At 28.7% G+C, this 18,321-nt stretch carries 29 protein-coding genes; 1 reads left to right on the top strand and 28 read right to left on the bottom strand.

Annotation, left to right across the window (positions count from 1 at the left end; translation table 11 throughout):
* The first annotated feature begins 179 nt into the window (after positions 1–179).
* Positions 180–506, top strand: a complete 327-nt coding sequence (locus ACTNBA_RS00515; protein WP_441071707.1) for a hypothetical protein — start codon at positions 180–182, stop codon at positions 504–506.
* A 101-nt stretch (positions 507–607) separates the two neighbouring features.
* On the opposite strand, the gene hcp is transcribed toward ACTNBA_RS00515, so the two are convergent.
* The 28 genes from hcp to ACTNBA_RS00375 all read right to left on the bottom strand — a co-directional run bounded on the left by hcp (position 608) and on the right by ACTNBA_RS00375 (position 18,281).
* Positions 608–2,248: a hydroxylamine reductase gene (gene hcp, locus ACTNBA_RS00510; RefSeq protein ID WP_346866681.1), complete on the bottom strand. Its 1,641-nt coding sequence runs from the start codon at positions 2,246–2,248 to the stop codon at positions 608–610.
* Between the two features lie 206 nt (positions 2,249–2,454).
* Positions 2,455–3,135 carry a Crp/Fnr family transcriptional regulator gene (locus tag ACTNBA_RS00505; protein ID WP_441071704.1) on the bottom strand — a complete coding sequence of 227 codons (681 nt, stop codon included), beginning with the start codon at positions 3,133–3,135 and terminating at the stop codon, positions 2,455–2,457.
* A gap of 34 nt (positions 3,136–3,169) precedes the next feature.
* Positions 3,170–4,138 (bottom strand): lysylphosphatidylglycerol synthase domain-containing protein, encoded by a 969-nt coding sequence (locus ACTNBA_RS00500; RefSeq protein WP_441071702.1) that lies wholly within the window; start codon positions 4,136–4,138, stop codon positions 3,170–3,172.
* 183 nt (positions 4,139–4,321) lie between these two features.
* Positions 4,322–4,492 (bottom strand): aspartyl-phosphate phosphatase Spo0E family protein, encoded by a 171-nt coding sequence (locus tag ACTNBA_RS00495; protein ID WP_441071700.1) that lies wholly within the window; start codon positions 4,490–4,492, stop codon positions 4,322–4,324.
* A gap of 182 nt (positions 4,493–4,674) precedes the next feature.
* On the bottom strand, positions 4,675–4,872 hold the full coding sequence (locus ACTNBA_RS00490) for a hypothetical protein (RefSeq protein ID WP_346866684.1): 198 nt from the start codon (positions 4,870–4,872) through the stop codon (positions 4,675–4,677).
* A gap of 338 nt (positions 4,873–5,210) precedes the next feature.
* Entirely contained in the window at positions 5,211–5,636 is a 426-nt protein-coding gene (locus tag ACTNBA_RS00485) for a hypothetical protein (protein WP_441071698.1), read from the bottom strand.
* 69 nt (positions 5,637–5,705) lie between these two features.
* Positions 5,706–6,434: a hypothetical protein gene (locus tag ACTNBA_RS00480; RefSeq protein WP_441071696.1), complete on the bottom strand. Its 729-nt coding sequence runs from the start codon at positions 6,432–6,434 to the stop codon at positions 5,706–5,708.
* Positions 6,435–6,443: 9 nt separating this feature from the next.
* Positions 6,444–6,599 carry a hypothetical protein gene (locus ACTNBA_RS00475; RefSeq protein WP_441071694.1) on the bottom strand — a complete coding sequence of 52 codons (156 nt, stop codon included), beginning with the start codon at positions 6,597–6,599 and terminating at the stop codon, positions 6,444–6,446.
* Between the two features lie 289 nt (positions 6,600–6,888).
* On the bottom strand, positions 6,889–7,161 hold the full coding sequence (locus ACTNBA_RS00470; RefSeq protein WP_441071692.1) for a DUF6809 family protein: 273 nt from the start codon (positions 7,159–7,161) through the stop codon (positions 6,889–6,891).
* A 95-nt stretch (positions 7,162–7,256) separates the two neighbouring features.
* Entirely contained in the window at positions 7,257–7,451 is a 195-nt protein-coding gene (locus ACTNBA_RS00465) for a hypothetical protein (protein WP_441071690.1), read from the bottom strand.
* Between the two features lie 125 nt (positions 7,452–7,576).
* Positions 7,577–7,780: a hypothetical protein gene (locus ACTNBA_RS00460; RefSeq protein ID WP_441071688.1), complete on the bottom strand. Its 204-nt coding sequence runs from the start codon at positions 7,778–7,780 to the stop codon at positions 7,577–7,579.
* Positions 7,781–7,792: 12 nt separating this feature from the next.
* Complete coding sequence (locus tag ACTNBA_RS00455) at positions 7,793–7,978, bottom strand: hypothetical protein (RefSeq protein ID WP_441071686.1); 186 nt, start codon at positions 7,976–7,978, stop codon at positions 7,793–7,795.
* A 109-nt stretch (positions 7,979–8,087) separates the two neighbouring features.
* A complete protein-coding gene (locus ACTNBA_RS00450; protein ID WP_441071684.1) occupies positions 8,088–8,369 on the bottom strand; it encodes a hypothetical protein in 282 nt (93 codons plus the stop codon).
* 413 nt (positions 8,370–8,782) lie between these two features.
* Complete coding sequence (locus ACTNBA_RS00445) at positions 8,783–9,367, bottom strand: hypothetical protein (protein ID WP_441071682.1); 585 nt, start codon at positions 9,365–9,367, stop codon at positions 8,783–8,785.
* A complete protein-coding gene (locus ACTNBA_RS00440) occupies positions 9,364–10,713 on the bottom strand; it encodes an FtsK/SpoIIIE domain-containing protein (protein ID WP_441071680.1) in 1,350 nt (449 codons plus the stop codon). Before ACTNBA_RS00440 ends, ACTNBA_RS00445 begins: the two co-directional genes overlap by 4 nt.
* A 12-nt stretch (positions 10,714–10,725) precedes the next feature.
* Positions 10,726–10,908, bottom strand: a complete 183-nt coding sequence (locus tag ACTNBA_RS00435) for a hypothetical protein (protein WP_441071678.1) — start codon at positions 10,906–10,908, stop codon at positions 10,726–10,728.
* 114 nt (positions 10,909–11,022) lie between these two features.
* Entirely contained in the window at positions 11,023–11,220 is a 198-nt protein-coding gene (locus ACTNBA_RS00430; protein ID WP_441071676.1) for a helix-turn-helix transcriptional regulator, read from the bottom strand.
* A gap of 175 nt (positions 11,221–11,395) precedes the next feature.
* Positions 11,396–11,806 (bottom strand): helix-turn-helix domain-containing protein, encoded by a 411-nt coding sequence (locus tag ACTNBA_RS00425; protein WP_441071674.1) that lies wholly within the window; start codon positions 11,804–11,806, stop codon positions 11,396–11,398.
* A gap of 10 nt (positions 11,807–11,816) precedes the next feature.
* Complete coding sequence (locus ACTNBA_RS00420; RefSeq protein WP_441071672.1) at positions 11,817–12,203, bottom strand: hypothetical protein; 387 nt, start codon at positions 12,201–12,203, stop codon at positions 11,817–11,819.
* Positions 12,196–12,624 carry a hypothetical protein gene (locus ACTNBA_RS00415; RefSeq protein ID WP_441071671.1) on the bottom strand — a complete coding sequence of 143 codons (429 nt, stop codon included), beginning with the start codon at positions 12,622–12,624 and terminating at the stop codon, positions 12,196–12,198. Before ACTNBA_RS00415 ends, ACTNBA_RS00420 begins: the two co-directional genes overlap by 8 nt.
* A 1-nt stretch (position 12,625) precedes the next feature.
* Positions 12,626–13,444: a hypothetical protein gene (locus ACTNBA_RS00410; protein WP_441071670.1), complete on the bottom strand. Its 819-nt coding sequence runs from the start codon at positions 13,442–13,444 to the stop codon at positions 12,626–12,628.
* Positions 13,445–13,552: 108 nt separating this feature from the next.
* Complete coding sequence (locus tag ACTNBA_RS00405) at positions 13,553–15,739, bottom strand: tape measure protein (protein WP_441071668.1); 2,187 nt, start codon at positions 15,737–15,739, stop codon at positions 13,553–13,555.
* A gap of 7 nt (positions 15,740–15,746) precedes the next feature.
* A complete protein-coding gene (locus tag ACTNBA_RS00400) occupies positions 15,747–16,073 on the bottom strand; it encodes a hypothetical protein (RefSeq protein WP_441071666.1) in 327 nt (108 codons plus the stop codon).
* A gap of 196 nt (positions 16,074–16,269) precedes the next feature.
* Entirely contained in the window at positions 16,270–17,097 is an 828-nt protein-coding gene (locus tag ACTNBA_RS00395; protein WP_441071664.1) for a hypothetical protein, read from the bottom strand.
* A 13-nt stretch (positions 17,098–17,110) separates the two neighbouring features.
* Positions 17,111–17,260 carry a hypothetical protein gene (locus ACTNBA_RS00390; RefSeq protein ID WP_441071662.1) on the bottom strand — a complete coding sequence of 50 codons (150 nt, stop codon included), beginning with the start codon at positions 17,258–17,260 and terminating at the stop codon, positions 17,111–17,113.
* 20 nt (positions 17,261–17,280) lie between these two features.
* On the bottom strand, positions 17,281–17,475 hold the full coding sequence (locus ACTNBA_RS00385) for a hypothetical protein (RefSeq protein ID WP_441071660.1): 195 nt from the start codon (positions 17,473–17,475) through the stop codon (positions 17,281–17,283).
* Positions 17,476–17,484: 9 nt separating this feature from the next.
* Positions 17,485–17,691 (bottom strand): helix-turn-helix domain-containing protein, encoded by a 207-nt coding sequence (locus ACTNBA_RS00380; RefSeq protein WP_441071658.1) that lies wholly within the window; start codon positions 17,689–17,691, stop codon positions 17,485–17,487.
* Between the two features lie 131 nt (positions 17,692–17,822).
* The gene (locus ACTNBA_RS00375; protein WP_441071656.1) at positions 17,823–18,281 is read right to left on the bottom strand and encodes a sigma factor-like helix-turn-helix DNA-binding protein; all 459 of its coding nucleotides are present in this window, start codon (positions 18,279–18,281) and stop codon (positions 17,823–17,825) included.
* Between the last annotated feature and the right edge of the window lie 40 nt (positions 18,282–18,321).

Raw genomic sequence — 18,321 nt, 5'->3', positions numbered from 1 at the left:
GTTGTAAACATTATAATAAATTATTAATAAATAAATTATTTTATTTATTAGGTCTACAAAATTTATATTTTATATTTCTTACTAATTATCATTTTAATGAATTATTAATTGCAAATCACTTTCATTTTATGTATAATACATGTTAAATAACCATAAACTTACCTAGAGGAGGTAATAAAATGTCAGTATATCAAATAACTTATTATATAGCTGAAACTCATAATCATGAATGTGACCATGATCACCAGCATGATGAGAATTGCAACCACGACCATCATCACCACCATAGTAATCTGCCTAGAAAAATTAAATCTTTAGGGGCTTGGGCAAACATTATGCCAACCACATTTCTTTTACATACTGAAATGAATTCTAAGGATATAAAGCTAGCTTTAGATGAAGTAAAAGAAGATAATGAAATATTTTTCATTTCTCAAATTACTTTGGATAATGATGGTTCTATGCATCCAGGTGCCCTAGATTGGATTGAATCTCGTCTTAAATAAAAGAAATATATACTAAATTAAGAGGTCCACTAGAATATCAATTTTAGTGAACCTCTTTTAATAGTTACATATTGGGCTTAATTATATATTTATTTTTTCAACTACATTTCCATGAACATTTTCATATCATCTTCTACGTTAGTTATTCCACCTATTCCAAAGTTTTCAACTAAAACATTAGCTACATTTGGAGATAGGAATGCTGGAAGTGTTGGTCCTAAGTGAATGTTTTTTACTCCTAAGTGTAGTAGAGATAATAAAACTATTACAGCCTTTTGCTCATACCATGCAATGTTAAATGCTATTGGTAATTCATTTATATCTTCTAACTCAAATACTTCTTTTAATTTTAAAGCAATTAATGCTAGTGAGTATGAATCATTACATTGACCTGCATCAAGTACTCTTGGAATTCCTCCAATATCACCTAAGTCTAACTTGTTATATTTATATTTCGCACATCCTGCAGTTAAGATTACCGTATCTTGTGGTAATGCCTTTGCAAAGTCAGTGTAGTATTCTCTTTTCTTTTGTCTACCATCACAACCTGCCATCACAAAGAATTTCTTTATAGCTCCAGTTTTTACTGCTTCTACAATTTTATCAGCCAAGGCTAATACTTGATTGTGTGCAAAACCTCCAATGATTTCACCATGTTCAATTTCTATTGGAGCTTCACAAGTTTTAGCTAATTCTATCAATGCTGAAAAATCTTTATTTCCTTTTTCATCAGCTGCAATATGTGTACATCCTGTATATCCTGCAGCACCTGTAGTAAACACTCTTGCTTTGTAGCTATCTTTAGGTGGTACAATACAGTTTGTAGTCATAAGAATTGGTCCATTAAAGCTCTCAAATTCTTCAGTTTGCTTCCACCATGCATTTCCATAGTTTCCTATGAAGTGTGAGTACTTTTTAAATGCTGGATAGTAGTGAGCTGGTAACATCTCTGAGTGAGTGTATACATCTACTCCTGTACCCTCTGTTTGAATTAATAATTGCTCTAAGTCTTTTAAGTCGTGTCCAGACACAAGAATTCCAGGCTTATTACTTACTCCAATATTTACTTTTGTAATTTCTGGATGTCCATAGCTTTCAGTATTAGCTTTATCAAGTAATGCCATACCGTCTACTCCAACTTTACCAGTTTCTAATGTTAATGCTATATATTCATCTATTGTTATCTTATTATCTGCTGTTGCAGCTAAAGCTTTTTGCATAAATGCACATATGGCTTCATCATCATATCCTAATGCATTAGCATGTTTAACATATGCAGCTAATCCTTTCAATCCATAAGTTATCATTTCTCTTAAACTTCTAATATCTTCATTATCAGTAGACAGTACTCCTACTAAACCAGCTTTACTATCCATTTCAGCTTCTGTTTTAGCTGTCCATAATGCAGCGTCACTTAAACCTTCTTTATTGCTTAATTTTGAAAGTAATTCTTCCTTAAGATTTAAAGTTTCTTTAACCATTTTATAGAATACTGCGTCATCAAAATTTGCATTTGTAATTGTAGTGAAAAGATTCATAGTCACAGCTCTATTTATTATATTAGAAACAGTTACTCCTTCTTCCCTAGCTCTTGTAGCTACTTCTGATAATCCTCTTGAACTGTATATTAATAAGTCTTGAAGTTTTGCAAGATCAGGAGTCTTACCACAAACTCCTCTTACAGTACATCCGCTGCAACCAGCTGCTTCTTGACATTGAAAACAAAACATCTTATTCTCCATATTTAACTCCCCTTTATTTCTTAATAATATTTTTTACTTTGTTGATTTAATAATTGAATTCATTTGAACTATGGTCTTATTGTACATAAAATAAATACAGGAGTCCGTAACCTATGTTACGAACTCCTGTAATAATATATTTTTTTAAATGTTTTTATTCATTGTTTGTATTCCATATTTATTAATACTTATCTTTTATATAATGTTTAATTAAACATTTCTTCTTCTAAAGCTTCTATATCTAATATTTTTATATTGCTTCTATCAAAATCTATATATCCCATATCCCTAAGATTTATTAGCTCCCTTGACAATGATGGTCTTGGTATTCCTAAAGCTGCAGCAATACTTTCTTTACTTTCTTTTAATTTAATTGTACTATTCTTCTGTAGTTTCATAGCTTCTAATATGTAATTTATAACTCTATGTTTTATATTCTTAAATGATATATTTTTAATTTTAGAATTTAGCATTAGCACTTTATTACTAAGAAGTTCTAAAAAATTCTCAAGAATTCTTTTTTCTCTTGAAAATAGTTCTAACATATCTACCTTATCAATGTATAATATACTGCATTGATTTAGTGCAATAACTGTTGCTGGATAATTCTCTTGCTTTGAAAATATTATGGCTTCTCCAAATACATCACCAAGGGTAAGTTTATTTAAAACTATATATTTACCACTTGGATATATCCTTTGAAGTTCAATGGTTCCTTCTAATATAAGTCCTATAGTACTGCATTCTTCTTCTTCATGGGCGATAATTTCCCCTTTATCATATTTATTAATATGATATTTTGTTTCCTCATAAATTTTTTTTAGATTCTCAGAATCAATTCCTTTAAAAAGGAAATTGTTTTGTAGTAATTTTAATATATCTTTCATTATTCATCCTCTTCTTTTATTGTATTAACTTATTTTATTCTCGTATATGATTACCTAATTTATTTGACCTTAATACTACTCTTCCTACCCATAGAATTACTCCAATAACCCAAGGTATTATAAAGTAATATAGTCTAAATAAAAGCGTTATAGATAAAGCTGAGTTAGGCGAAAACCCCAGAGTCTTTAGTCCTATTATAGCTACTAAATCAAAGGACCCTACACCTCCTGGTATAAAGCTTATAAGTGCAGCAATACATGCTAATATATTTACTCCTGTAACCGATACAAAGCTTGCATCACCTTTAAAATATTTAGCTATGGTAAAAAACATCATACTTCTCACTATCCACTCACAGGTAGATAGAAGGGTTAATCTGACCTTTAAATTTATGCTTCCTTCAAAGTATAAATTAAATTTTTCAAGTTTATTGCTTAACCAAGTGAACCTATCTAAAAAATAATATATAGGTAGAAAAGCACAAAATATTAATATTACTATCCAAAGCCACTTTTGGCTATGTAATAATGGATATATTTTAAATACGTCTAATACACCTAAATAGCACATAACTGATAAGCCCACTATAGTTGTAGGTATTAGTATCATATTAAAATTTATCATGTCCTTAGTATCAATATTTTCATCTTTAAATAAAACAGTTCTAAGTGTAGCTCCTGTAAGCCCTCCAAACCCTATTATGTCATTAAAGCTATGAGCAATCCATGCAACTACAAATACCTTAAACTTATTTATATTGTATCTATAATGATCAGCTAGTACTACATCATAAAAGCATAAAAACGATATAGATATAATTGCAGATATTAAGAATATTACAAGATATGTATTAGGTATATTTCTTAATATATCTAGAACCTGATTTATATCTATCTCCTTAAATATACTCCTAGCTTCATAAATTACAAAAAGCATAATTATTATGGGAATTAAAATCTTTCCTCCACTTTTCACTTTGCTTTTTCCTTGATTACCACTCACATTATGTCCCCCTAATCCAATTTAAAAGCTAAATAAAATATATATATTTTACTTAGCTTATATTTTCAACATATTACCATTCTACTACTTATATGCATTAAAATCTATATTTTAGATTATATAGATACTTTTATTTATTTTATCTCCTTGGAGGAGAGACTTTAGATCTCTCCAACTTTTGTTTTACTCGAGGATTTTTCTCAGTATTGCATGATACTCATTTAAAACCACATCGAGTTTTTGGCTTGCGATGATTACTTCTGGATCTAGTAAATTAGTTTTTTCACTAATTAACTTTTGTAAATTTAGTCTCATTTCACAAACCTTTTTATCCATTTCATCAATTTTTACCATATCGCCCCTCCTTTCGCTATAATTATAGCAATAAGAGGGTTAATAACTTGAATATAAAGTTAACTTTAACACTTATTTAAAATTAATTATTTTATAGGGTTATAAATGTTAAAACAAATAAAGCAAATCTACTTATTTATAAAGTAAACTTGCTTCTCTCAAGATATAATAATTTCAAAATACTAATCTTCTAATGTGTTATAAAGATATCCTTCGCCCTTTTCTATGGAATTTTCTATAGACTCCTTGTTCCTCTTTGTATTGGCTTCACTCTTTAATTCATTATCACTAACCTTGTTTCTTACTTCCCTTCCAAGATCTCTTTCTATAGTTCCTGGATTATTATTTAATAAAGAATGATGTTCATTTTTTAAAGTCATAATTTTACCTCCTAAAATGTAATTTATATTATTATCTTCATTAAGTAAGATTCATATACTTATTTATATAATGGAAAAACTTAATTATTATCTATTCTTTAAAAGTTATTTTCAATATAAAAAATTAAAGGACTTAGCTATAATAGCTAAATCCTTCAATATAATATGGTAGCCTGTAGGGGGATATTTTTATACATTTAGATAAATTCTAATATATATTAATATATCCCCTTAAGCACTTGTATTACTTTGTTCATCATTATTATTTTATACTTTAAAATTACTATATTTTTCGTCTAATGTTGGAGAAGTGTCTTCTTTGTGTCTTCTTGGTCTATCTATTGATTAATATACTTTACAATTGATTTTATAATTGCATAGGATGTCTTTTTAAATGAATTATTTTCTTTTAAAGGATTAAATTCTTCTTCTTCCTTTAATATAAATTTCAATCTACATTGTTCATTAGAACTACGTTCATATCTCACATTTGTCATGTCACATTTATCAAATATATCAATTGTAAATGTACTAGTCCAATTATCCATCAACTCAAATGTTACTTTATGTATTTTGAATTTTGTAAATATATATATCATTACCTCACTAATATTATTAGATGATATATTCTTAACATACACCAAACTTTTATTTAAATCTATTTCCATTATCTCTAAATCTTCACATAATAAATCTAAACAATATAAATCGTATCTATTTCTTAAATATTCAAGAACTTCATTTAACTTTGACATATCATACATAGTTTTCCCCTCCACATAAATTACTCTACAATAGTTTAACTTTTAAAATCTAACTTTTTCTATTATTTATTATTTATAAGAATCACTATCTGTTGCACTTGCTTGTGATTCTTCAATATTTTTCTCTTGAATTGGAGATACACTATTAGCTGGTTTGCGCTCTATAATTTTTTTGCTTGCTTCATCATATTCAATTTCTATTCTGCTAATTTCACACATTTTCAAAACAACCTGATCTCTTTCTTCCCCATCGTTTATTAATCTATTAGAATTTATTCTTGATTCTCCATATAAATAGCTTTCGTAAGAATCCAATATAATAAAGCTATCATCATAAGAATCTTTATATTCAAATTTTACAAACGCACCGTCATAAATAATATTCTCCGAAGGTATGTATGCTCTAATCCATGTTCCAAATTCAAGATCAATTATCTCATCAAAAATATTAGACGCGTTACTTCTATTTATATTAAGTATCTCCATTATACATAACCACTTTTTAGATTGTAATGCCATTGATACTATATAAGCCAGGATTAATGACATTATACAAATAAAAAATTGTGCAATCCCGTTTGTCATAACCAACCTTCTATTAAAACATACAAATATGGATTGAATAATCAAATTTATAATAAAACTACATACTATGTAATCTAATAATGAATCTTTTATACTCTTACCTTTTATATTAAAAATATAATTATATGTTTTAATAAAAATAAATCCAGGTGCAATATTTATAAAAATCCCTGGTAGTATTTCTATTAATTTCTGTATTTTTTCAATATCCATAATTATTGCTTACTTCCCACTTCTTTCTCTCTCTCCTGGTCTTCGTGGTCTTTCATATCTTGGAGGTGGTACTTGTCTAACTCCCTCATTTATACTACGTTTCTCTGATGGCGCATTATAACTTCCTCTACCATTCCCATTATCTCTATTTCTATTATTATCCACAATATCATCCCCTTATATCTTTCATTATCCACATTACAATTTCTACACCTAGACCTAAATTCCTTCTTTTTCCTATAAAAATACACCCATATTTCTACAGGTGTACTATTTAAAATTATCCCAAAATTCTTTTTCCATTCCATACAATGCTCTGCCTAAATTCAATATAGCGAAATTTTTAACTAAATCTAAATAGTTTTTATTCTTTCCATATTCACTATAAAGAAATATTCATTTGGCGCAAGTGTATAATCAATTTTTATGATTTTTATGATTTTTGATACTCATTTTACACCTCTCTACTCAATTCAATTATTAATTTAGCTCCAGTTCTAAATCCTACTTCATATGCAATTTTATTTTCTATGGCAGCCTTATTTAAACTTGTATCTTGAAGTTTAATCAATAAGTTCTTTTTATCAGCTGATATAAGTTTTATAAGTTCCATATATACATTTTTATTTTCTTTATCAATCTCTTTATATAAATTATCTTTTAAAATTTCATTGCTCTCAAGCCAAGATTTATAAGAATTCCATATAATCTTATTTGTTAATTCCATAATTTAATACACTCCTTAACGTTGACTAACATCATCCCTAGAAGTTATATTTACTTTGTTACAGGTGGTATATTCTTTAGGATGTGCTACCTTTTTTATTTGTTTTCTACTAACCATTGCTGACATTTGTATTTAAGTTCACTAAATTCACTTAATTCAAGTTGTGATCTATTTTCAATCATACCAAAGTATCTCATACCTTTTGCGTAAACGTGTATGTTATTTCTAGTATCCATTTCAAAGGAATATACATCAAGAGTCAATCTGTTTTCACCAACTTCATACGCCATTATTAATATCACTTATCTTTTTTATAAGCTTCTTAATCTTTTTCCATTAAATGAATTACATGATCCTATATTGTCTTTGCATCATGAACCATTTTTAACTTTATCCTTATTGAATGGTACTAACTCTATAATAAACTCTCAAAGAAACTAATAATAACACTGTTACTCATAACCCACTTATACATTTGAACAATAGTGCATCCATACACACACCATCCACCAAGCCTAACTACATCTGCATAATCTGATTTACCGAAAGATTTAAGAGCTTTTTGACATATAACACTTATTACTATTTCCTTTGCTAGTTTCCCCATTAACAATCCCATATTACACCTCTATTATATAGTTGCTAAAGTTTGTATTAATTTTATGATTAGTCCTATTGCAGTAATCCCAAGTCCACTTAATCCAGCTATGTTACAAAAACTAGCCATATCACATTTTCCAAAACTATTTAAAACCTTCTCTGCTATTGTAGCTGACACACCTATAGACATCATTGCAATTATTGTAGCTGTACTCATATATATTACCTCCATATTTAACCTTTTTAAATTTGTATATTTTAATTTAAAACTGTATATAATATTTAGTGAGAAGGGAAGTAGAAATTAATCTACAACCCTAAGATAATTAGTTGACTTTGTAATACTTCTTAACTTTATGGTTAGGATATATTACTTTGATTACATTGCTAGGTTGCTCCATTTGTACTGGGGTAACCTTTTTCTCTTTGTTTAGATAATAAATATGCGATTTAGCATAACGAGTAATTCCTTTTAAACCTCTACCTAAACATTTAGCAATTCCTTTTATAATCATCTTTAGTGACCTTGGAATTAGAAAATACACAACTTGCACCATTGCAAGAAAAATAAGTAATTCTTTTAATACATCTTTAGCAGTTTGAAACATATACACTTCCTCCTCAGTTAATATTTATTTTAAAATCTTAATGATAGAAAATAAGATACATCTATAATTAATCACTTATGTAATACTCTGTTAGATATCATACTAGCAATTAATAGTTAGAATATACTTGTTAGGACTAAGTATCTAAACTTTACCTTTACTCATATACTCTAAAATTAACCACCAATACAATACCTAATAAGTAATCCATAAGAATTAATCAAGATAACTTATTACTATATTAAAATTTAAAATACATAAACATTAGAAACTATATCTATCCTTCGCAAATATATCTTTCTTTTGTTTTATGTAAGGGGAAGTATCCCCATTTCACCCCTCCTACTGATGATTTTAAAATGGCTTTATTACTTGCTTTTAACTGCTCTATCTTTACGGTAGTGACGGTTAAGTTATACTAATACTTTTGCTATATCTTCTAGGCTTGTTTTAAGTTGTAATACTTCTATATCGGTATTATCTTTGTTATAGTCTTTTTTAGTATCTTGAATTATCACTATTTTAGGTATTACATTGTTTGTGTCTTGCAGTATTTTATCCATAACTCTTACGTATCGGTTGATATTCACTATATCGTGTCTTAATTGAACCTCTATAAGTTGATAGAAGCGGTATCCTCCTAGCTTGAAAATTAAAAGTGCATCTGGAATAACTCCATCATAATTCTTCTCAATAAAAACATTCTCCACTTCTGCTCCCATGCTATTTAATTCAGCTAGATAATCTATAACAAGTAAATCATGCTTGGAAATTCCCTTTATTGTGGATTCCTTTGGTATATATAATAGTTGTTTAGTTTCACTATTCAACTTAGATTTAATGTAATTATTATTTTCAGCTATCTTTTTTAATCTTCTACGTGCTAAATCATAGGAACTAACACTTTGGTTAAAAAATATCTTACTACATTGTTCTATAGTAATAAATCCAAAGTCATAGATAAAATTTATAATTTCTCTATCCCTTTTAGTAATCATATACGCTCTTTACCTCCCTTGATTGGCTTCTGAGTATTAATAGGCATCCTAGGTTCTTCTTTTACTTTAAGTCCTTTAGTGTCCTTATATGGAACATAATTAGGTATATTAGATGTGTTAAGTTGAGGTTCTTTTTTATCGACTTTATCAAATATAGGTGTTTCTTTAGAGTTTTCTTCTATCTTTTCTTTACTAACTTTTATGTTTTTTAATTTCTTTAAATCTATAAATATAGTCCTGTGATTAGGTTGCAATGAGGGTTCTATAAAACTATAAATATTTTTGTTATCTACTAAGGGAACTATCCCATAGTTGCTTAAATTGGTCTTGTAAACAAATTCTCTTTGTTCTAGTCCTAATGCCATGGTAGAGTCATCTGTTGCTACTTCACTAGACTTACTATTGTTCTGCCTAAAGGAAATAATACAAGTGGATTGGCTCTTTATGAATGGATCTAAATTATCTACGGTGGGTCTTTGAAGACTACATATAAGAAATACTCCTAGACTTGCCCCAAACTGTGCTATTCTTCTAATTAACCTTACTATTTCTTCTTTTAAAGATTTAATATCAGTACAATCACCTTTTGTTTGAAATAGAGAACTCATTTCATCAAAAATCACAAATACAGTTGATAATTTATTTCCCTTATTTATCTTATTATAATCCTGGTAATTATCAGCCATTGCCTTTTTTCTGTAAGGTCTTATTAATTTATCTCTATCTTCCATTTTCTTATCTAAATGTTGAAGCATAGTTAAAGTTTTTTCTAACGTATCTGCAAAAGCTCTACACTGTTTTACATCCTCATATAGGATTAAATCACTCTTAGCAACTTGGCTTAAATACAACTCTAACTCCTCTATACTACAATTACATATAAGTCCTGTGATAATACAATCTGTCATTTTAGATTTGCCTGACCTTGTACCTCCAGTGATAAGAATATGAGGGTATTTAATCATATCAATAATAATAGGCTCACCATTATAACCATTCCCCAAATAAACTTCCCAAGGCTTTAATCCTGTAATAACTGAATATTTATCTTTGTTAGGCTCTGCAAATATAAAATCTGCATACACCACATTACTTCTCTTATTTTTATTTAGCACACACATACATCCATAGTTATCCTCTATAGTGTCCTTTATATCTTCTAGTTCTTTAAACCTAAGTCCATCTACAATTAAGATATCTGCTTTATAACCATACTGAGTTTTCACTACATTGTTAAGGCTATATGTCTGCTTCATTTTATTAAACTTGCCTAGATTAGACATAATGTTAATCCATTTATTTTGGAATTGTGCTATCTCCCTCCCCTCTTTTAACTTTTCAAACATCTTCATTACCTCCTAGAAAATACTATTGTTATCAGCTTCATCAAGCCTTTTAAATCGTCTTATTTGCCTTCTACAAGACATAACTTTTAATTTAGTGTTATTAGTCTTACCACTATTATTCTTAATGATATATCCTACATAGCTTACTAATAACCATGTGCCACCTAATGCGACATACTTAGCTATAACAATCATTTTAAATTCCTCTTTTCTCTTGTCTCTTAATATATCTATATGCATGTATATCAATAAAGTTTCCAAATAGAAATAAATTTTCTAAAAAGAATTTTAAACATAAAAATAAGGCCCTTAATCCAGGTACCATATATCTTCTACCTTGCGATTAAGAGCCTTTGATATTCTTAATATTGTTTCTATATTACCTTGTTGTTTATTAGCTTCTATCTTAGAATAAGTGCTTTCTGGAATCTTTAAAATCTCACAAAATTCTTTAGAACTTAACATATATTCTCTCATCCTTATCTCTTTGAGTTTATTCTTAACCATAACACCACCCCTACAATATACTATTCTACATATACCATAAATTTCCTTCAAATAAAAAAGACTAGGTTTCCCTAGTCAACTATTTTGAAGGAAGATGAACTTAAGAAAAGGGAGGCTTAACCAATTAAAATAGAAAAGACCTGGGATCAGTCCCAGGCTCTAAAATTACTATATGCTACTTAACTACAGTAAGCTTTTTAATCTCGTCTAGCTCTCTTTTTAGGTCATTCTTATCTTTGTCTTTATATTTTCCCTCATGAGTATTTGTCTCTTCTTTGGTTGCAGATGGTGAACCAATAGCCTGGTCTAATAGGTACTTATTAGCTTGGAGCTTCACCCTGGGATCTTTAGCTTGATTTGCTAATTCCAATATATTATTTACGCATTTATCAACATTAATAATAATCTTATCTTTAGCAGCATTTTTCATATCTGTTTTTCTATTTTCCATTTCCTTATTTATTTCATCAAGCTTTAACCACAAATATAAAGTTGTTCTTGATTTATTTAATTTTCTTGCAATAGCTGCAATTGATGTACCTTGTATTATCATATCAATCATATCGTATTGCTCTTTAGTTATCATAATTTACACCTCACTTTAATTTATCCATATTTAATATTGGAGTAACTTTATTTTTTAAAGAACATCCTAATCTTTTATTAACAGCTTTATCACTCATTCCGAATTTACTTCCTGCTAATTTATTTGAGTATCTTTTTACATAGCATCTAATCAATAATTCTTTATCCTTCCAATACAAAGAATTTAAAATCTTATTTATATATTCAACCCTCTCAATTAATAAAGAACTTTTTCTTTCATAATTCTTTATTGTTTCTTCTGGACTATTAATTAATTTTGCATATTGTTTTAAAACCTTATAATTTTCAATGTCCGATTCATACATTTGAATATTACTTAATTCCTTTGTAAAAGTTCCCCACGCATCACTTTTTTGCTTATATCCAACTTTACTCATTATAGTTCTCCTTAAAAATTAACGGATCTATTCTAAGTGTTAAAATTCCAATTATTCTCGAAGCTCTAGCTTGAATTGCTCTTAACTTATTATAGTATGAACTATATTGAACTATTTGCGAGTGCGTTAGTCCTTGAATATATTTGTAATAAATAAGCTCTTTATCTTTTTTCATCAAAGGTTTAATTAAATTATCTAAATACATTAATCTTAATTTATCCTTCTCAATAGAAATTTCTAATTGCTTTTTTTCAACTTTCGATAATGTACCATTGTTTAATAAAATTTCTTTATTTTCTATATCTGCCATATCAGTTTTATAACTTCTAAAAGCCTTAATTAATTTATCTCTAGTTTCTTTTTGTTCATCATTTAATTTTTTATATGGTTTTCCCCATAAATATGCCTCTCTATAACTCACTTTACAACCCCCAAATAGATTTTAAATCATATTTCTCCAGCCCTTTTACTTTTTCATCTATTATATCTGTGTATAATTTAAAATCACTAATATCTTTATCTTTTTCAAGATTATTTTCTATTTTATTTTTAATACTCATAATTTTATATCCATATAAATAAATATCTCCAACTTCTTTAGTCCACTTTAATTTTCTAAATTTACATAAAGCTTCAGTATGAATAGCTGCTACTTTATCTGATTCAAGACTTAATTCTTCACCAATATAATCATCAGATTTAGGATCATCATACCAACCATATTTCATTTTAATTATTTCACTTGTTAATTTATCAAATTTAGTTTTCAATATATGATTTAATTCTTTTCTAAGAGTACTATTATCAATACACTTTTCAATTAATTCATAAGGCTCTATACTATTTTTATCAGCCAATAACTCAACTAGATCATAAGAATTCTCATTGGTCTTATCAAAACTCTCTAAAATAGCACCCTTTTTATTTTTAATCCTACACCTTCGATTAAGGATTCTATATTTTATTACTAAATACATGGATGCTTCAATATTTTCTGGCAAACCTTTTTCTTGATACATATTACACGCTTCAAATATTGCCAAATAACCAGCTTGAAAATAATCATCAATATCATATGATAGATCTTTATTTCTATTAAAAATACCATAAGATATTTGTTTTACTTTAGGAGTAAAATAATTATATAAATCTTCTTCAGCACCAGGAGCCTTGTCCCAATAGGCCTTTATCATATTCTCTACGGTTTTCATATCATCACCTATAAAATAATCCACATACATAAGTTTAATTAATTATGTATGTGGATTATATTTTCCTAATCACTTCAATTATTCTTTAATATATAAGTTACAACTGCACACCATCTATATAAAAACTATATGCCATTCTTAATGTACCCCCTCTGCACAACTCTCCATAGTTTCAGTTAATGTTTCTTCAAGATATGCAACCATACCATCTAAATCAACATTTGAACTTACATTGTTATTGACTCCACCCATATCAACTTTGATATCTATACCAGTAAATCTATTTATAACTTCCTGTTCAGCTAAATCTCTTAGGTATTTTAAATCCTCCTCCGCTACGTCTAGACTATCTTTTATCGCTCCAGTATTACCAGCAGTATCTCTTACACCACTTCCTATATTATCAAGCGCGCCACCGTAACCACTAGGATTAGAATTTGCTAATAAATCATCCATGTTTAAAGCACCTTTTGCCTTATCAAGTATACTTTCACCCTTACCGTTGGCGTGTGAAGCTTTAGCAGCTTCTATATTTGCTTTTCTTTCAGCCATATTAGCTACTATTTCATTAGCCATATTATTTATTTTATTTTTTCTATCTTGAATTCCCTTGTTTTTTTCTGTAGCATATCCCTTAAATTCAGAAAGTCTTGCACTTTTTTCTGCTTCATTTAATGCCATTGCTTCAGCTCCAAAAGTAACGTGAGATATAGCATCAATACTAACTCCTGGAATATTATTTACAAATGATATTAAGCTATTTATTAAGTCTATAGCTCCATTAACAAAGTTTTGAATTATCATAAGTCCTCCAGCTTTCATGTTACCTAATGCATTTTGTATTCCTATCGTTGCAGCTTGCACACCTATACACATGGAATCAAATCCATTCATTACACCATAAACCATTTGATATGCACTTAACTTAGTCATCTCAAATGATGTTATGAGTGCATCAGTAAACATAAGCCAGGTTGCTTTTAATCCGTTTGTATGAGCTGCCCAAGCAACTAACGCTGCTATAACAGCTATTATTATAATAATTATCCACGTAAGTGGACATGCTAATAATGCTATATTTAATCCAACTTGAGCCCCAGTTGCTGTTTGGGTGGCAGCTGCTTGTGTTAATGATGCACTCGCATGTAATGCCTTTGAAGCTGCCGACATTGATTCCATAAATGACATAATTCCTAATATTCCATTTGTAATTAAAGCTATTGTATTAAATGCTACATATGCCCCGATAACTGCCCACACAATAGGTCCTATATTCCCCCAATTATCAGCTATAGTACTTGATATGTTAGCTATAATGTCTATGGTTGATAAAACAATATTAGCTAATGTTGCCATACCATTTGATATGTTAGAAACCATAATATCAAAATTAGGATTATTTGCAATTTCATTAATTTTAAGCAATACTGGCTCAAAAGCTTTAATAATTTTATCTTTAATACTTGTCCACATTTGACTTATTGTTATTGGCATACTTTCAAATTTAGCATTTGTTTCATTTGCTGCTGCAAACATAGCATTTTTAACTATATCTGCAGTTATCTCACCTTCACTGGCCATATCTTTCAAGCTACCAATTGGAACTTCCATATAATCTGCTACTGATTGCATTACATTAGGCGCTGCTTCAAATACAGCATTAAATTCTTCTCCTCTTAATATTCCTGAACCTAGAGCCTGCGTTAATTGTAATGTCGCCGAACTCATTTCCTCCTGACTTGCACCAGCTATTACAAACATTTTATTTAGTTGTTCTGTAAATGCTACTACTTCTGTATTATTTGCAAATGCATCTTTAGCACGAATTCCTAATTTAGAAACTGCATCAGCAGTACTTGAATAAGATGCTCTTGACCTTTGAGCCGATTGAAATATCATTTGTTGTAGTTGTTCGGTTGTTTGTAAACCATCATTCATCATGTTTAATCTAGCCTTGGTCTGCACTAAATTGTCTGAAATATTAGCAACTCCTCCAACTGCTCTCATACCAACATAGGCACCTATGAACCCTTTGATTTTACCTAATAGCCCATTAGCTGCAATTTCACCACTTCTCAAATTATTATTAAATTGTTGTTGTTGATTATTTGAGTTTCTAATATTGTCTTCAATTTGGTCAATTGCTACGCTGGCATTACCTAACTCTCTTCTTACAGCTTGAATACTATTAGTGTTTACTGCATTTCCTGATACATTTTGAAGTGTTTCAAAACTACTAATTACAATATTCATTGCATTATTCATAGCTCTAAAGGCTGGAGACATACTGTCCTGTATTTGAATTGCAGTTCTTATCGTTGCCATTTTTATATCACCTCAATTTTTTACTTTCTATTATCACTCTAATAGCAGCCTTTTGAACCATTTCAATTGGTGCTAAACTACATTTCATTTCTAATTTAGCTAATTTATTTTTCAATATTAAATTAGACTTATTAATTAACTTAGAAAACTCCTTTTTCATAATTGGATACATCTTTTTTTGATCTTTATTTAAAACAATTATTCCTTTATCTGATAAAAAAAAGGGATTATTTTCTGATATATCACCCTCATAATTTATTTGATTAATAATCGGTATTAAACTAAATCTAACACCGATTAGACACTTATTAATCACCTCTATATTTTGATTCATTAATATCACCCATTCTATTTATATTAAAAAAGCACCCAACAATTAAGTCGAGTGCTATTCCTGAAAATAACTACATGACCTATAATTTTTTTAACCCCACAAACACCATATAGATCCTCGCGACATTCCAAATTATTTTTCATTGTAGTCCAATTTCAGATATGGTATTTATGTCATCCTTCAATAGTGAAAGTTATTATCTTGACCATGGATCCATTAATTTATTGGATACTTCTGTTTCTCCCCAAGTCGCTTTCAAATCATTTGGTATTCCAAAATCTCTTTGAGTATCAGCCGTCACGTATAAGTTTATTGGATATTCTTTATTTTTAATCCTACCTTCAAACCTTTGCTTCATTTCAGCAGCATCTTTAGAATAATCAGTTTTATACTGATTAATTTCATCAAGTATACCTTGAATTATTTTATTATATTTCATTCTACCAATGACATTCATTTGAGCATTGACCGTATGTTCATTTGTAGACTCGTCTTTAGACTCCCAAGGATTATCAACAGTTTCATTTCTAGGCTTATCATACGCATTTATCATTGACTTAGCCTTAGCATATACAAGATTAACTAACTCATCACTAAAGTTTTCATCTTCAGATACATACTCGAACATTTCATTCAATAACTCAGGAGAATCAATTGAATTCAACATAGAAGTAACATATATAAGTTGTGGTAACTTCTTACCAATCAAATACTTAGGATCCTGAGAAGGCTCATTATACTTCTCTGTCCAACTATCTATGTCTTTATTTAAATTCGTTAGGTGCTTAACTGCTGCCATTTGAACTTTCTCTAAATACTCATCATGTAGTTTCTTAGCTTCAACTCGCTTACCTTCCTTAGATAAGTTACTATTATGTCTTATATATCCAAGCCCTTTTCCGTACTGATTTAAAAGGCTATTATAATCATTTTGAGCAATACCAATAACCTTTTCTAATTCGATCTTAAGATTATTATATAATTCTTTCTTTTCTTTAATCTTTTGTTCTAAAATATTTGACATCTACTATTTCTCCTTATTTTTTTATTAGGCATCCTCGAATATCTGTTTCGGGAATTTTTGGGAATAACTCTTCATTTATTTTATTAATTTCAACTCTTAATCCTTTGACTTCTTTTTCTAAATTCTTAATCACTTTTTCCAAATCTTTTATTTTATCCTCCACATAAATCATTCCTCCCTAAATTATCGTTCGCTGCAAAATCTGTGCCCTTCGGAATCATAATAAGAATTATCACCTCTATTCCAAGTCAATTCCTTTTCTAAATATTTTTTAGTTCCAAACACATCTCTAACTTTATCGAGATTTTCTCTCATTTCATTTTGTTTCTCTTCTATTTCCTCAAATGTTTCATTTCTAACCTCAACACTTTTACTCATTTAATCACCTTACATACATAAATTTTCTATATTATCTAAATCACTTAGATCTTTACCCATAGAGTCTTTAATGAATCTATCAAGCTCTACATCTGGAACTTTTAAACACCCTAATTTAATAGCCTTTAGTTGTCCTCTAGTAATTAATTTATGAACATAATTTACATTTACTTTTAAGGCTCTGGCCACTTCAGAAACCTTTAATAACTCAGACATTTAATCACCTCTTTAAAATTAAAAAACAAGAACTTATTTTATTAAGTGCTTGTTTTTTAACAAATTTATTTAATAGGAGAGTATTATGTTAAAACTTAATTTTCTATATCTTAATTATACTATATTATGTTTTAACAATTGGTAAGCACTTTATAAGATGATTGTAATATCAACATACTTTGTAATTTATCCAATGCTTTACCATTGAGATATGATACATGCTCAGGAGTTATGTGTAACTTATCAGAAATATCATATCTAGCAGCCTTTTCATAATACTTCATTTGTATGATATTAACTTCAATATCATTTAGAATTTTTAAAGCACTTTCAACCATTAATATCTTATTAGTTTTATATTTTATTAATAAATGTAATCTATTAACTTCTTCATCCTTGTTTTCCACTTCTACTTCCACTGATGATACTATTCTATTTGTTTTACTGGAATTATAACTTGAACTAATTGCAGCAACTCCAGAATATTCATTTTTTAGGTTTTCTAATTCTAATTTTAAGTTTTCTAATTCAATTTTCATCATTGGATATGAATACAATATTTTCTCCACACGTTTACGATTATCTTTCATACTTCCTCCTTGGTTTTTCTAAAAAATTTCAAAAATTGTG

This window comes from Clostridium sulfidigenes, from assembly GCF_052067195.1.
GTDB classification, from domain to species: Bacteria; Bacillota; Clostridia; order Clostridiales; family Clostridiaceae; genus Clostridium_J; species Clostridium_J sulfidigenes.
Note: the sequence above shows the minus strand (reverse complement) of the source record. Positions and strands in the feature narration are given on the sequence as shown.